Origin of the sequence: Chroococcidiopsis sp. SAG 2025, assembly GCF_032860985.1 — a bacterium.
In the GTDB taxonomy this organism is placed as follows: domain Bacteria; phylum Cyanobacteriota; class Cyanobacteriia; order Cyanobacteriales; family Chroococcidiopsidaceae; genus Chroococcidiopsis.
The window spans coordinates 5,659,862-5,675,246 of sequence record NZ_JAOCNC010000001.1; the positions used below are offsets into that span (position 1 = coordinate 5,659,862).

Here is a 15,385-nt window from a genome sequence, read left to right on the forward strand (position 1 = left end):
TCTAAATTTAGCTTTTTTTCCTCACTCCTCACTCCTCGTCCCTCACTCCTAAGTTAATGCTGCTACCGAGACTTTACCCGCGATCGCCATTGCTACTGCCATTAAAGCTTTAGCAGAGGCAGATTCAGGCTCAGCAACAACAATGGGAATACCGCGATCGCCTCCTTGACGCAGGGAAATTTCTAACGGAATGCAGCCTAACAAGGGTACGCCTAGTTCTTTAGCGGTTTTTTCCCCACCACCAGAACCAAAAATGTCGTAGTGCTTATCTGGCGCGTCGGGGGGAATAAAGTAGCTCATGTTTTCCACGATTCCCAATACTGGAACTTGCATCTGTTGGAACATCCGCAAGCCTTTGCGAGAATCTAACAACGCTACATTTTGGGGTGTCGTGACAATCACCGCACCCGCCATCGGTACGGCTTGCGTTAATGTGAGTTGAGCGTCTCCGGTTCCAGGTGGCATGTCTACGATCAGATAATCCAATTCTCCCCACTGGACTTGATAGAGAAATTGGCGAATAATCCCATTGAGCATAGGTCCCCGCCAGATTACGGGCTGGTCTTTGTCAATCAGAAAACCCATCGAAACTAACTTCACACCGTGATTGAAAACCGGATCGAGAACGTCCCCTTTCTCGCCTTGGCGTACTGCTACCTGTGCTTGTTCTAGTCCCAGCATAGTAGGCGCGTTAGGACCATAAATGTCTGCATCCAACAATCCTACTTTTGCCCCCGATTGTGCTAAAGCAACGGCAACGTTGACTGCGACAGTACTTTTACCCACACCACCTTTACCGCTAGAAATTGCCAAAATATTTTTCACTCCAGCAATTCCCGTGCGATCGGGTAAACTTTTCTGTTGCGGTGTTTCTGCTGTTACGTCTACCGCAACTTCGGTGACTCCTGGTAGCTGCTTGACAGCTTTCTGGCAGTCTTCAACAATAAATTCTCGTAACGGGCAAGCTGGAGTTGTCAAAACCAAAGTGAAGCTGACTTTGCCATTGTCAATTTTGACGTTGCGGATCATGTTCAGTTCTACTAGGCTTTTGCGGAGTTCCGGATCTTGCACGGGGCGCAAAACTTCTAATACAGAGCTGGTACTAAGGGTATCGAGCATGACGTTCTTCACTCTCTAAGGCTGCTTTGCTATCTATTTGCATCTTAGCGGTCAGCGTAGAGTGAAAGTCGATTCATCCTAAAGGCTTTGTCAATGGTGTGAATGGTGAAATGGTTATGTGTCAGGAGGACTTATCGCCAATTACAACCAGCCGCGCAGCCAGTAAATGACTATTCCGATGTATTCTTTGAGAGTTTGAGTAAATAAAAATAAACTGCTAGCGTCTGGTAACAAACTCAGTAATTTAGCTTCGGGCGAACTCGCTAGCTCTTGAAACTCTTGAGTAGACACTTGAAAATCAGTGGGAGCGGGAATAGCTGCTATTCCTAAACGTTTGAAGATTGACAGCGATCGCGGCATATGCATTGCTGAAGTGACCAATACAATCTGGCGAATACCTCGCTGTGTTAGAATTTGACGCACGTTAACTGCATTTTCGTAAGTATTGCGAGAGTTGGGTTCCTGAACTATTGCCGATTCTGGTACGCCCATGTTCTTCAATAACGCTGACATATCAGTTGCTTCAGCAGAATCATTTCCGTACCACTCAATTTGTCCTCCACTGAGAATTATTACAGGTGCTTTACTCTGCTGATAGAGATAAGCAGCATAGAGGAGGCGATCGCCGCCTTCGTTCACCTCTACAGTCGGGCGTGGTGGTGTTGACGTTCTGGTGACACCACCCAAAACCACGATCGCATCGGCAGTTGGTACGGTATTGAGTGGCAGCATTTGCCACTCTAGCGATCGCGCGAAAGAACGAGCAGCCCAGCTATTACCCCCTACCAATAAAATTACGAGAGCAAGGGCAATTGCGATCGCCGCCCCGCGCGTTTTTTTACCCCACAACAACAGCACTAACCCCACCACCAAAAGCACGCAGGCTATTCCCAACGGGTAGAGAAATAGTGGTAGCAGTTTCGACAAGTAAAGAAACATTTATTCAGTGATGAGTGGTGCGTGGTGCGTGTTTTAATTCCGAATTCCGAATTCCAAATTCTCCCTTGTCCTCCTTGTCCTCTTTGTCCCCTCACCCCTCACTCCTCACTCCTCACCCCTTCAAAAGGCTTTGTCGTATCAATCGTGGTAACGTAGGGCTTTTCGGTGTCAGTGAAAGGCTCGGCGGTGGCTTGTTGGGACTCTAATAAGTCAACGGTAGCATCGGCAATGTCTCCGGTGCGCTGTTGCAGTCGCTGACGTAAGACTTCCACTGGTGCGGTACAGTGAAAAATTTGGAGGGGAATTTGACGCGATTCTGCTTGGGCGATCGCCTCTTGACGTAAAGCGGTGCGATCGTATTTGGCATCTAAAATGACTGTAAAACCCTCACCTGCTAACAACAGCCCTAAATCTAAAAGCCTTTGATAGGTTTTTTGATGCCATTCAGCAGTATAAATTTCATCGCCGCCGCGCTGTTCTAAAGGAATTCCGGCTAAATGTTTGCGAACGGCATCAGAACGAACGTGAATTGCCCCTAGTTGTCGTGCTAGTTGCTTCCCTACCGTACTCTTACCCGCACCCGATAGCCCAGACATGAGAATTAACTTTCCTTGACGGGGTTTGGTATATTCCCAAGCTTGGCGATAGTAGTTTGCTGCTGTTTTTGCCGACTCTTCCTTTACAGCTGCGGGTACGCCTGGATCGTCCAACAAAAATGAATTGACTTTGGCGCGCACGTATGCTTGACGGCTGAGATATAAAGGATAGACTTGCAATCCATCCCAATCGCCTGTTTGCTCCAAATACGTATTTAAAAAGATATTTCCTAAGTCTTTGCGCCCCCTTGCCTCAAAATCCATCACGGCAAACGCTACGTCATACATTACGTCTACAAATCGAAATGGCTCGTTAAATTCAATGCAGTCAAATAATAAAATTTTGTCATGCCATAAACAAATATTTTGCATGTATAAATCGCCATGGCATTCGCGGATAAAGTTACCTGCCATGCGGCTTTTAAATAATGACTCTTTTTCGGTAAAAAACTTATCTGTATACGCTTTTGTTTCGTCAAACTGATTTTGTGTCTGTGCTTTGCCAATATATTTTTCTGATTGCTCGTAGTTCTCGTCAAAAGCTTGACGAACTTGAGCTACTTCTCCAAAGCTACGAATATAGTCGTTAGTTGCAGCTTTCTCGTGATACTGCGCTACAACTCTCCCTAAGTCAACCATCAGCTTTTCGTCAATTCTCTCCTGAGAAAACATGTTAATTAACAACATATCCTGGGGAAATTGACGCATTTTTAACACGTATTCTACAGGCTCTCCCGTACCTCCTAGATGGTATTGCTGTTCGGTTTTAGTAATGGGTAAGACTTCCAAGTAAAGTTCAGCTGCGCCTCTTTGATTTAATCGTAATTCTTCTTGACAAAAATGCTTTCTTGCTTCCAGCGTTGAATAGTTTAAAAAACCAAAATTCATCGGCTTTTTCACTTTATAAGCATACTCTCCAGTTAATAACACGTAAGAAATATGCGTCTGAATCAGTTGAATGGGTTCTTGCACTGGATGAGGGTAAAATCCAGGTTGCATCATTTGTTGAATCGAAGCGGGAATTGAAGCTGCTGTCATTTCTTTCCTCTGTGTTTTCTAATATTCCCCCTTTTCTCAGGGGGGTTAGGGGGGATCGCAACTGCAAATAAAAAACCAGGAGTTTCCCCCTGGTATTATCGGCAATTCTACTCAAGTTGTCAGCTATTATTCTGCTTCTGCATCAGAATCTGATGCAGATTCCGTTCCTGCCTCTGCTTCCAACTCTTCTACCGCAGCTGCGGTTGTCTTCTGCGGTGACAAAATAGTCACAACGGCTTGTTCTGTGTCGCCTAAAACTGTTACCCCTGACGGTAAAACTAGTTCGCGAACGTACAAGCTATCGCCTACGTGCAGGTTAGAGATATTAATCTCGATCGCCTCTGGGATACTATCGGGATTGCAACGAATCTGCAAGCTGGTTGCCAGCGTATCGACAATTCCGCTTTCTTGCTTTACGCCTACTGCATCGCCAACAAAATGTAGAGGTACTTCTACATCCACAGAATCTTGCGCTGCAACGGCAAAGAAGCTGATGTGGTAGAGATTTCCCTTATAGGGATGAGATTGTACTTCCCGTACTAGAGTTTTACCACGCCAAGGAATATCGGTAATGTTTAGATCGATGATGGTGTTGTTGACAGAAGCCTTTTTCAGCATTGTTTCTGCTGTTTTAGCATTCATGACTAGAGAAATTGCTTCCGTACCTTTATGTCCGTAAAGGTTTGCCGGAATCATGCCACCACGACGTAAAGCATTGGGTTGACTTCCCTCCGGGCGTTTTTGACACTCAACTGTAAGTTCCATCTTTGTTGTTAATTGTTAGTTGTTGGTTACTAATGTAGGGGCGTACATCTGTACGCCCCTACAACTGAAGATTCGCTACTTAGCTAGCTGAGACGGGCGTGCCGTCAGCGTGCAATAAAGCGCGTTTGGGTCCGTGGATTGGATCTTCCACGATAATAGTTTGGTCGCGGCTAGCGCCGAGAGAGACGATCGCGATCGGTACTTCCATTAACTCTGCCAGAAATTTCAGGTAATCGAGCGCTTGTCTGGGTAGATCTTCTAACGTGCGACAATCAGCTGTCGATCGCTGCCATCCTGGTAAAGTTTTATAAATCGGGCGGACTTTGGCAAATTGACGAGCGTTGCGAGGGAAGTGTTCGTAGCGATCGCCATCTATTTCGTAGGCGACACAAACTTTGATTTCTTCGAGCGTGTCGAGGACATCTAACTTCGTAATTGCCAAGCAGTCTATGCCGTTCACTCGCACGGCATAGCGACCGATGGTGGCATCAAACCAACCGCAGCGCCGTTGCCTTCCGGTAGTCGTACCAAATTCTGCCCCGCGATCGCACAACAGTTCGCCTAGTTGTCCGTCCAATTCTGTGGGGAATGGACCCTCTCCTACCCGCGTCGTGTAAGCCTTCGCTACGCCAATCACGCGGTCGATTGCCGTGGGACCTACCCCAGTCCCAACGCAAGCTCCTCCCGCGACGGGGTTAGAGGAGGTGACGTAGGGATAAGTGCCGTGATCGAGATCCAGCAGCGTACCTTGAGCGCCTTCAAATAATATATTTCGCCGCCGCTGAATTGCATCGTAAATTTTCAGCGAGGTATCGACTACGTGGGAACGCAAGCGTTCTGCATAACCCAAATATTCGTCAATGACGGCTTCTGGATCTAAAGGTGGTAAATTGTAAAGCTTTTCCAGAATGAGATTTTTATATTCGATCGCCCACTGCAACTGTTCTCGCAGTCCTACCGAATCCATCAAATCGAGAACTCGAATTCCCGTTCGTTCTGATTTATCGGCATAGGTGGGTCCAATTCCTCGCCCTGTCGTGCCAATTTTATAATTACCTCGTCTCTCTTCTGCTGCGCGATCGATCAGCCGATGATAAGGCATGGTGACGTGAGCAGTTTCAGAGATAAATAAGTTATCTGTAGGAATATTTAAACTTTCTAGCCGATCGAGTTCCTCGATCAAAATTTTTGGATCGATTACCGTACCGCAGCCAATAATGCATTCTGTCTTAGAATACAGAATTCCAGAGGGAATCAGATGCAGCTTAAAAGTCTGATCTTGGACGACGATCGTGTGTCCGGCGTTGACTCCCCCTTGGTAACGAACCACAATGTCAGCGGAGCGACTGAGTAAATCCGTGACCTTTCCTTTTCCTTCATCGCCCCACTGGGCTCCTATAACAATGACGTTAGCCAAGGGTATTTCTGAATGTTAGAGTTGACACAATCTACAACTATAGTCGCAGATTGTATCTGGTGTCAAGCTAGAAATAAGGGTGTGGTGTGTAGTGAGTGACTAGTGGCTGGTGACTAGTGGATAGACTCAATTCTCGTCACTGCTCCCTGCTCCCTGCTCCCTATTCACTGATAACTGTTCACTGTAGGATTATTAACCCCTAGTTGACGATCGGGAGAAACGATCGCACCTGTTACTCTTTGTAATCTCGCTCCCAAGGAGAGCAATTTGACTTCTAGTTTCTCGTAACCGCGATCGAGATGGTGCAGTCCTTGAATTGTTGTTTTACCTTTTGCTGCTAGTCCTGCCAGTACCAAAGCGGCTGAAGCGCGTAGATCGCTAGCGACGACTGGCGCACCAGATAGTAGCGGTACTCCCCGCACGACAGCAATATTGCCCTCAACGCGAATATCTGCCCCCATGCGATTGAGTTCGGCGACGTGGCGCAGGCGGTTTTCAAATACAGTTTCGGTAATGACGCTATCGCCCTCGCTCAAACTCAGCAAAGCCATGAATTGCGCTTGCATGTCTGTGGGAAAACCAGGGTAAGGCAGAGTTTTAATGTCTGTTCCCCGTAATCCTTCACCAGGGACAATACGAAGGCAGTCAGGTGCATCGGCAACAATCTGCACTCCAATTTCTTGTAATTTGGCGATCGCCGGGGTGAGATGGTCGGGAATAATTGGCGCTAATGAGATCTCGGAGTTGGTGATGGCTCCCGCTACTAAAAAAGTTGCGGCTTCCACGCGATCGGGAATAATTGCATAATCCGTTGAGTGCAAGCGAGGAACGCCCGAGATCGTAATTGCTGTAGTGCCAGCTCCCCGAATGCGCGCTCCCATAGAGTTACAGAAATTAGCTAGATCGACAACTTCTGGTTCTTGAGCAGCGTTTTCAATGACTGTTTCTCCTTCAGCTAATGTCGCCGCCATCATCAAGGTTTCTGTTGCACCGACGCTGGGGTAGTCTAAATAGATTTTGGCTCCTTTCAATCTCCGGCTACTGCCAGCGACGTAGGCATTGACCATACCATGCTCGATCTGGACATCTGCCCCCATTGCCTGTAAGCCCCGGACATGCAAATCGACTGGTCTAGCTCCAATCGTACATCCACCAGGTAAGGGGACTTGAGCATATCCCTGGCGAGCTAGTAACGGACCAATTGTAAAGAAACTTGCCCGTAGTTGACTGACAATTTCGTATGGAGCTTGAGACGTGCTGAGATCGCTAGCATCAATATCTAATACGTCACCGTGTTGAGAGATTTTTACTCCCAGCGATGATAATAACTGACCCATGCGCGCCACATCCACGAGTGATGGTACGTTACGGATACGACAGTCTTGAGGACAGAGCAAAGCACCGGCGATGATAACAAGGGCAGAATTCTTTGCTCCGCTGATTTTGACCTGACCTGCCAAAGGATGCCCGCCCCAAATTTCCAGTACGGCTGGATCGACTTCTGGTGAGGGCTGCGGTCTAATTGAGTTATGGGTAGTAGTAATGGCTCTGTCCTCCGAATCTAGTTAATCCGTACCCGAGTTGGCAAAAATTTGGTTTAGATTCTACATTGAGATGGTAAAAGTTTAAACTGTGAATTTTCTTATCTCTGCTACAAATATCTGGCTCAATCTCGGTATTTCTACAGTTGTTGCCCTCTAAAGTTTTTGCTTTATTCAAAAAATTTTAGATTTGGTCATGAGTCATCGATTGTCGATCGTCGATTATTAATAGGCGATAACTGATAACTGAAAAAACTTGACAAACACAAATATTTAAGTGATGATGAGAAATTGCGCCCACCGAGGGCGAAGACAAGCGGAACTGGCGGAATTGGCAGACGCGCATGATTCAGGTTCATGTGCCGAAAGGCTTCCGGGTTCAAGTCCCGGGTTCCGCATCAATTTGAAGTTTTGGTTACTAGCAACGAGCTATTAGCCTTATATGTTTAGTCTTATATGTCCTGTGAATCTAGTTGGCAGTTAATTACTACCACGATAGCTTTGAATCGTCAATAGTAGATTTTATATATGCTCGCGAGTTTGCAAAATCCTCTGGTTAAGCAGATGCGAAAGCTGCACTCTGCCAAACAGCGATCGCAACAGGGTGTTTTTCTCTTGGAAGGAACGCATTTGTTAGAGGAGGCTTATGCAGCGAAGTATCCCTTAGAATGTGTCTGTTGTACTTCCCAATGGCAGGAGAACCATCAACAGCTTTGGCAACAGATTAGTCAGTCGGGATCGCGGATAGAATTTGTCACTCCAGAGATTTTGCAGGCGATCGCAACTACAATCAATCCTGATGGAGTTGTAGCGACGGCAACCAGGCAGCAAGGGCGAGAAGTACCCCATACAGGCATCAGTTTAGCTTTAGAGACGCTGCAAGATCCTGGGAATTTGGGAACGATAATTCGTACGGCGGCGGCGGCTGGTGCATCGGGGCTGTGGTTGAGTAGGGATAGTGTAGATTTAGACAATCCCAAGGTGTTACGAGCTTCCGCTGGGCAGTGGTTTCGATTGCCGATGGTCGTGAGTCAAGATCTGCGGCAAACTGTACTCCAGTGTCAGGCAGCAGGAATGCAAGCGATCGCGACTTTGCCTACAGCAAAGATGACATATTGGGAAGTAGACTGGCAGCGTCCGAGTGTCATTCTTTTGGGAAATGAGGGAGCGGGGTTGTCAGCAGATCTAGCGGCAATGACAAATCTACAGGTGCAAATTCCCCTCTGTGCGGGGGTAGAGTCGTTGAATGTGGGAATTGCAGCAGCGTTGCTGTTATACGAAGCACAACGACAGCGATCGCAGCAACAGATAGAGCCTATTTAATAAAACAATTGCAGCCAGTACCAAGCGGATCGGCACGGACGATGACTTCTGTACCGTTAGCTAGTCTGGCAATAAAAGTTACCTGACCGAAATCGTTGATTCCATCTGTAGATAGAGCAACACTTTGTACCATATAACCAAATAAAGAATCACCAGTAGCAATAACTTTATGTTTGACAGGATCGGCACCGATAAAAATTCCTTCGCCACCTGTATCTAGTTGCGCAAAAAATGCAACCGTACCGCGATCGTTAATGGCAGGGGGTACGGCGGCAAAATTAAAATTGCTTCCACTGCTAAAGCTGCTGTAGGCTCCGTTAGTATCGGCAACAGTAGTTATTTTAGTGCCGTTATTCTTCAAGATTGCTGCCTTAGCAGGATTAAACTCAGCCGTGTATTCGCTTGTCGGTTTGATTTCCAAAGCAACATATGCAACCGTTCCTCGGTTATTGAGCGAGGGTGAGAAAGCGCCGCTCTTAGGAGCCATGACATACAGAGGATAAGTAGTGCTAGTTAAAGTTTTGATTATTGTGCCTTTATTAGCGAGAATATTAAACTCAAAACCATTTTGAGATCTATAAACTACCGTGCCGCGATCGTTAATATTGGCTGAATCGACAGTGGACAATCTGGCATCATTGGCTTCAGCAATCAAGCTACCATCACTACTCAATACGCCAACACCACGCATATTTTGCGCGACATAAGCAATAATGCCTCTGTTGTTGAGTGCCAGAGATACAATGCGATCGTAAGAAGGATAGCCACTCTCTGGTGATGGCTTGTAAGCAGGAACCTGAGTTACCTTACCATTTGTACTAGTAAAAATCGTTTCTGTCGAATACTCCGTGGTGGTAGCTCCCCGTGCTGGTGTGGCAACAAAAGCAACGGTTCCAGTATCGTTAATAGCGATGGGACTACCGATACTTTCATACAAACCAACGTTTTCGGCAATCGTTGTTATGGTCTTGCCCGTACTGGTGTATGCTCCTAATGCTCCGTTCGTAGTGGCACTAAAGGCAACGGTTCCAGCATTGTTGATAACAGGCAATCCAAAGCTGTTAAAAGAACCGCTCGTATCAGCCATCTTTTGGTAAGCGTACTTGGAAGACTTGACCGCAATCGCTCCATTATCGATTAAGCTCAAACTCAGACCAATAGCTGCTGCTGCAATACAACTTTTTAACTTCATAACTATCTAGCGTTGAAAAAGAAGACAAAACTCACGAAATTTCATCGCTGTCAACCATCAACTGTCAACCGTTTGAAATTTCAGCTATTTTGTTAAAACTCAGCCAGGGCGCGATCGTCAATACATCCTAAACGAACTCCCACAACTTCATATAAAAATTTACAGTAGAAGAAATATGAAAGATGCTATATTAATGGATTGTGTCGAATCAGAGCTAGTTCATGCCTAAACTGAAAACTCGCAAAGCAGCGGCAAAGCGGTTCCGTGCCACAGGCACTGGTAAGATCGTGCGTCGTAAAGCTTTCAAAAATCACATTTTGGAAAAGAAAACGACTGCTAGAAAGAATCGTCTCTCAAAAGCAGCACTCGTACACGAACGCGACGAGCAAAACGTTCGGATGATGCTCCCTTATTTGTAAGTTACTAAGGAATTCTATTCATGACCAGGGTAAAACGCGGTAACGTTGCCCGCAAACGCCGCAAAAAAATTCTCAAACTCGCGAAAGGATTTCGCGGTTCTCACTCGACTCTGTTCCGCACGGCAAATCAGCAAGTGATGAAAGCATTGCGGAGTGCCTACCGCGATCGCCGCAAGCGCAAGCGCGATTTCCGTCGTTTGTGGATCGTGCGGATTAATGCAGCGGCAAGACAGCACGGGATGAGCTACAGTCAATTGATGGGGAATCTCAAGAAAGCTGAGATTCAAATTAACCGTAAAATGTTGGCACAATTGGCAGTTCTCGACCCAGCTAGCTTTGCTAAAGTTGCAGAACTCGCAAATCAAGCAAAATAAAGGATAAAGGATGAAGGATGAAGGCAGAATGAAGGCAAGTAGAACGATCGGAAACTGTTTGTACTTCTTTCTTCTACTCTTCCCTTTAACCTTTACCCTTTACCCTTTTACTTCTAAAAGCAACGCCGCCGAATTTAAAGAAATTCAACAGCGAGGTTATCTTTTAGTGGCTGTAAAAGATAATTTACCTCCTCTAGGCTTTCGCGATCGACAAGGAAAGTTGCGAGGATTGGAAATCGAACTTGCTCAAAAATTAGCAGCAGATTTACTGGGAAACCCAGCAGCAGTAAAATTTATTCCAGTTGCAAACCGCGATCGCCTCAATGCGGTAATGGAAGATAAAGTCGATTTAGCGATCGCCCAAGTCACAGCTACAGATTCGCGATCGCGTTTAGTTAGTTTCAGTCCGCCTTACTACATGGATGGTGCGGCAATAATTGCTAAAAAAGCAACAGCAGAAAGTCTCAACGATGTTGCCAAGAAAACAGTTGCCGTCCTCAAAGGTTCTTCCACAATTCCTACAGTAAAGTATTTATTACCGCAAGTGCAGCTCTTGGGAGTTGATTCCTATCAACAAGCGCACGCATTGCTAGAGTCTGGCATAGCAGCCGCCTTTACAGCCGATGCCAGCGTGTTGAGCGGTTGGGTGCGAGAATATCCCCAGTATGAGATTCTACCGACATTATTGTCAGCCGAACCGTTAGCTGTAGTCATGCCAAAAGGATTGCAATACGACAGCTTGCGACAACAAGTCAACGCTGCGATCGCCCGTTATATTAAAGAGGGTTGGCTGCGACAACGGGCAGAATTTTGGGGCTTACCCATAGATAATGCCGCGCGATCGGGAATGAAGACTAAATCCTCTCGAAACTAAGACAGATAATTTCAGCAATCTATAGAGCAAAATTGAGTTTTAACCTGCGCAGGCAGGTTTCGTCTGTGTAGATGTGGTTTTAACCGCCGTTTGCTTAATACTAAATCAAACAGATGGAAATGTAAAACTAGTAAAACTCAACTCATTAATCTCATTCCACCTATAAACTTGGGCGCGAAACGCATCCCATTGCTGGTAAATCTGTTTAAAAGTCGCATCTTTAGTAGCATTTTCAGACAACAAATCGGTGGTTGCCTTTTGTGCTGCTTGCATAATTTCCTTAGTATAAGGAGTTAGCCTTGTTCCCCCCTTCACGAGCCGGTCTAATGCTGCCCCATTTAAAGCATTGTATTGAGCCAAATTATCCATATTGGCATCTGTAGCAGCACTCTTGAGAATTTCTTGATATTCCTTTGGCAGCTTATCCCAAGCAGCACGATTGACTAATACTTCCCAAGTTGGTCCTGGTTCCCACCAACCCGGGTAGTAATAAAACTTTGCTGCCTTATTGAGACCTAATTTTTCATCATCGTAAGGACCAACCCATTCTGCTGCATCGATCGCACCTCGGTCTAGTGCTAGATAAATCTCTCCGCCAGGTAACACCTGCACGTTCACGCCCAAGCGTGACATCACCTGACCTCCCAAGCCAGGAATTCTCATCTTTAAACCGTTCAAGTCGGCAACTGATTTAATTTCTCGCTTGAACCAGCCACCCATTTGCGCCCCAGAGTTACCAGCCGGAAAATTAATCACGTTGAAATCAGCATAAAGCTTTTGCATTGCTTCCAAACCACCACCGTGATACAACCAAGCATTCTGCTGCTGGGCAGTTAGTCCAAACGGTACGGATGTGGCAAAGGCAAGGGCAGCATTTTTACCAATATAGTAGTAACCTGCAGTATGACCGCATTCAACCGTTCCTGCTTGGACTGCATCTAGAACTTGCAATCCTGGGACTAATTCTCCTGCTACAAATGGCGTGATGATAAACCGCCCATTTGACATTTCCTGCACGCGCTTGCTGAAGGTTTCCGCACCACCGAAAATCCCCAAAGCTTTAGGCCAACTTGTAGCCATGCGCCATCGTACCTTCGGTAAAGCACCTGCTTGCTGGGCGTTATTGGTTTGCACGCGGACGCAAGCACCTAAAGCTGTGGTGGTAGCAGCAGCCGTAGTCGTTTTGGCAATAAATCGTCGCCGTTTCATTGTTGATCTAAAAATTGTTGCTCTAAAAATTGAGAATTTGTCATGGTGCTGTTGGTTTTGTCACCGATGGCACATTTGACTTAAAAGCATGACGATCGTACCACGCCAGCTCGTTATCTCTGTGGCGCGATCGCGTTTATTAATTTAGAAACGGAGAGGAGAGGATTCGAACCTCCGTTGGGTTTGACCCCAAAACTGATTTCGAGTCAGCCGCATTCAACCACTCTGCCACCTCTCCATAGGAGATAGTCTTGCTCTATTTTAGACAAGAATACCATTTTACAGTGCAGATGCCTTGTCTTCAACTGTTTCTACAGCAATCTCAAACTTACCTTTGGGTGTCCACTGCACTGCACCGTCTCTTCCCGTCAAGAACACTTTAGTTTTGCCTTGTTGCAATTCAGCCATCGTCTTCGGATCGAGTTTAGCACTAGAGGCGATCGCTACTTCCGGCTTTACTGCTGCAATCAAGCTAGAATCTAGTTTCTCTCCCGACCATACCAATACCTGAGCATGTGGCAATCTCTCATTCGCTTTCCCTATCTCTCTTTCCCCTAAAATTAGCCATGTCTTATCTTGGATCTGCATCTGTAAAATCTGTTGTTGGGCATTGAGTAGCTTAATTAGCATCGAACCTGTAGATATTTCTCGATCTGGAAGTAACTGCTGGCAGTTTATATTGGATAGTTTGGAAGTAATTGTTGTATTGCGATCGCGACTAGGGCAATTATAAAAGTTTTTAACTGATAAATTTTGCAAAAGCAACGACCAATCGTTGAGGCTATTTATCGAATTAGGCTCTGCTGCTACTGCCCAATCAAGCTGATTAATTCCTTGTTGTTGTAAAAAAGGTAAAACTGTAAACCTAGAAGTAGTTTCATTTCCACTATTCAATAGTAAAACTTTACTACGATCTTGTATTACTAAAACAGGTTCTTTTCCTACTGCTAAAACTGTAACTCGGAATAAGCTCGCTTGAGTTTGCCAAACTGGAATGAATACCAAGCTAATCACGATCGGCACTACAAACCACCATTTTTTCTGCCACCATTTTTGAATGCAAGTTAAGATAAATAACCCATATATTATTACGAGCTGTAACGGGGATATGATTCCTACAGCGGTTGCTGCTCCTGGCAGTCCAGCAAAAAAATCGACGAGTTCCATGAGGTAATAAGCTGGATAATATAATAACCAAGCTAAAGCACTCCCCATAGCTGGATGAATTAACGCTGCGATCGCACTGATAAAAGCTCCTAAGCTAATAATTGAAACTGGTATTGTCGTTATCATATTAACTAAAATACTATAAGGAGAAATTAAGCCAAAATTATATATTTGTAGCGGAATCGTCCAAATATAAGCTGAAATTGGCACTGCGATTAAAGTAGCGATCGCAGGTGGTAGCCAATCTAGTTTTTTGATCGAAGCTGGCACTGTTACTATTAATCCCAAAGTTGCTAAAAAGCTAAACTCAAAACCTAAATCCCAAATCCAATTTGGATTTACAGTTAATAACACAGCAGCAGCTAATAAAATTAAGCCTAAAGGTTTAACTTTCCGTTCCAACGCTAGAGCAGTTAAAGCACCAATTCCCATAATAACTGCTCTTAATACTGATGGTTGTAAACCTGTAAGACCAAGAAAAATTAGTAGTGCCGATACTCCAATGATAAATTGAAGTCGATTAGAAAAACGTTGAGCGATCGCTAAGACAACTCCTAAAATTAAAGATACTTGAAAACCAGATGCAGCCAAGGCATGAGCTAGACCAACTCGAATAAATGAGTCACTAACAGAAGATGGTAAGTCAACTACGCGGTTTCCTAAAACCATCGCACTCACTAAAACTCCTTCTGGTACGCCTAACAAGTGTACCTGAGAACGAAGAATTTTTTGTCTGACTGCCCACCATCCCCAATTGTTGGTATTCTGATTGATATCTGAGTCAATTAAACTAACTTCTTTTCCTTTCAAACCAGCAAAACTACCCTCTCTGGCTAGATAAGCTTGAAAATTAAATCCTCTTGGGTTATTTGCTGATTTAGGTTTATATAAAATTCCTGTGACAGTAATTCTTGACCCTTCATGCAATCCAGTTGCTTGTAATAAAGGTACAGTTGTATATAATTTACCAGTTACATCTTTACTAATATCGTTGTCAATATTTAAATAAAACGGTTCTAGCCAAAATTGCGATCGCTGGCTTCTCGTTAAACGTGGTGTACTAGTAATTGTTCCCTGAACAGTGACAACTTGTACTGGATTTTGGGCATTAGTAGCTATAACCTTGCTAATATCATTCTCACCAGGATAGGGCGTTCTTATTTGAATATATATAGTTGCACTAAAACCAATTAAACCAGCTAATAACCATATTTGCGGCTTGACTTGCCAAAAGTTATTCGGAAGTTTATTTCTGTAAATACTTCTTCTACCAAAACTAGCTAATACTGTTACTATAATTCCTATAACCAGTAATCCACAGCCTCCCCATGCAATCGCTGTAGACAATAAACCTAAAATGTAAGCAAGACAGAGTAGAACACCAGTAATCGGAGTCATCAAGAATGAATATT

At 45.0% G+C, this 15,385-nt stretch carries 13 protein-coding genes and 2 tRNA genes; 5 read left to right on the top strand and 10 right to left on the bottom strand.

The window, feature by feature from the left end; all coding sequences use genetic code 11:
* Nucleotides 1–48: 48 nt before the first annotated feature.
* The 6 genes from N4J56_RS27780 to murA all read right to left on the bottom strand — a co-directional run bounded on the left by N4J56_RS27780 (nt 49) and on the right by murA (nt 7,418).
* Nucleotides 49–1,119: an Mrp/NBP35 family ATP-binding protein gene (locus N4J56_RS27780; protein WP_250014050.1), complete on the bottom strand. Its 1,071-nt coding sequence runs from the start codon at nt 1,117–1,119 to the stop codon at nt 49–51.
* Nucleotides 1,120–1,260: 141 nt separating this feature from the next.
* Nucleotides 1,261–2,058 carry a YdcF family protein gene (locus N4J56_RS27785; protein ID WP_317109378.1) on the bottom strand — a complete coding sequence of 266 codons (798 nt, stop codon included), beginning with the start codon at nt 2,056–2,058 and terminating at the stop codon, nt 1,261–1,263.
* Between the two features lie 98 nt (nt 2,059–2,156).
* Nucleotides 2,157–3,692, bottom strand: coding sequence for an AAA family ATPase (locus N4J56_RS27790; protein ID WP_317109379.1), 1,536 nt, complete (start codon nt 3,690–3,692; stop codon nt 2,157–2,159).
* Between the two features lie 126 nt (nt 3,693–3,818).
* A complete protein-coding gene (locus N4J56_RS27795; RefSeq protein WP_317109380.1) occupies nt 3,819–4,457 on the bottom strand; it encodes a 50S ribosomal protein L25/general stress protein Ctc in 639 nt (212 codons plus the stop codon).
* Nucleotides 4,458–4,536: 79 nt separating this feature from the next.
* Nucleotides 4,537–5,874 carry an adenylosuccinate synthase gene (locus N4J56_RS27800; RefSeq protein WP_317109381.1) on the bottom strand — a complete coding sequence of 446 codons (1,338 nt, stop codon included), beginning with the start codon at nt 5,872–5,874 and terminating at the stop codon, nt 4,537–4,539.
* A 164-nt stretch (nt 5,875–6,038) separates the two neighbouring features.
* On the bottom strand, nt 6,039–7,418 hold the full coding sequence (gene murA, locus N4J56_RS27805; protein ID WP_410500616.1) for a UDP-N-acetylglucosamine 1-carboxyvinyltransferase: 1,380 nt from the start codon (nt 7,416–7,418) through the stop codon (nt 6,039–6,041).
* A gap of 313 nt (nt 7,419–7,731) precedes the next feature.
* Here murA and N4J56_RS27810 point away from each other — a divergent pair.
* Nucleotides 7,732–7,813 (top strand) — tRNA-Leu (locus N4J56_RS27810).
* Nucleotides 7,814–7,943: 130 nt separating this feature from the next.
* Nucleotides 7,944–8,738 (top strand): RNA methyltransferase, encoded by a 795-nt coding sequence (locus tag N4J56_RS27815; protein WP_317109382.1) that lies wholly within the window; start codon nt 7,944–7,946, stop codon nt 8,736–8,738.
* Here N4J56_RS27815 and N4J56_RS27820 read toward each other — a convergent pair.
* Nucleotides 8,731–9,930 carry a choice-of-anchor tandem repeat NxxGxxAF-containing protein gene (locus N4J56_RS27820; protein ID WP_317109383.1) on the bottom strand — a complete coding sequence of 400 codons (1,200 nt, stop codon included), beginning with the start codon at nt 9,928–9,930 and terminating at the stop codon, nt 8,731–8,733. The two genes, N4J56_RS27815 and N4J56_RS27820, sit on opposite strands and share 8 nt — an antisense overlap.
* 221 nt (nt 9,931–10,151) lie before the next feature.
* Between N4J56_RS27820 and rpmI the strand changes: the two genes are divergently transcribed.
* The 3 genes from rpmI to N4J56_RS27835 are packed head-to-tail and all read left to right on the top strand — an operon-like array spanning nt 10,152 to nt 11,597.
* Nucleotides 10,152–10,349: a 50S ribosomal protein L35 gene (rpmI, locus tag N4J56_RS27825; protein ID WP_015156854.1), complete on the top strand. Its 198-nt coding sequence runs from the start codon at nt 10,152–10,154 to the stop codon at nt 10,347–10,349.
* A 20-nt stretch (nt 10,350–10,369) separates the two neighbouring features.
* Nucleotides 10,370–10,723 (top strand): 50S ribosomal protein L20, encoded by a 354-nt coding sequence (rplT, locus tag N4J56_RS27830; RefSeq protein ID WP_015156855.1) that lies wholly within the window; start codon nt 10,370–10,372, stop codon nt 10,721–10,723.
* Nucleotides 10,724–10,733: 10 nt separating this feature from the next.
* Nucleotides 10,734–11,597: a transporter substrate-binding domain-containing protein gene (locus N4J56_RS27835; RefSeq protein ID WP_317109384.1), complete on the top strand. Its 864-nt coding sequence runs from the start codon at nt 10,734–10,736 to the stop codon at nt 11,595–11,597.
* A gap of 105 nt (nt 11,598–11,702) precedes the next feature.
* Here N4J56_RS27835 and N4J56_RS27840 read toward each other — a convergent pair whose 3' ends face one another.
* The 3 genes from N4J56_RS27840 to N4J56_RS27850 form a co-directional block, all read right to left on the bottom strand.
* A complete protein-coding gene (locus tag N4J56_RS27840; RefSeq protein ID WP_317109385.1) occupies nt 11,703–12,806 on the bottom strand; it encodes a TRAP transporter substrate-binding protein in 1,104 nt (367 codons plus the stop codon).
* 151 nt (nt 12,807–12,957) lie between these two features.
* Nucleotides 12,958–13,044, bottom strand: a tRNA-Ser gene (locus N4J56_RS27845).
* A 41-nt stretch (nt 13,045–13,085) separates the two neighbouring features.
* Nucleotides 13,086–15,371, bottom strand: a complete 2,286-nt coding sequence (locus N4J56_RS27850; protein WP_317110723.1) for a ComEC/Rec2 family competence protein — start codon at nt 15,369–15,371, stop codon at nt 13,086–13,088.
* Nucleotides 15,372–15,385 lie beyond the last annotated feature (14 nt).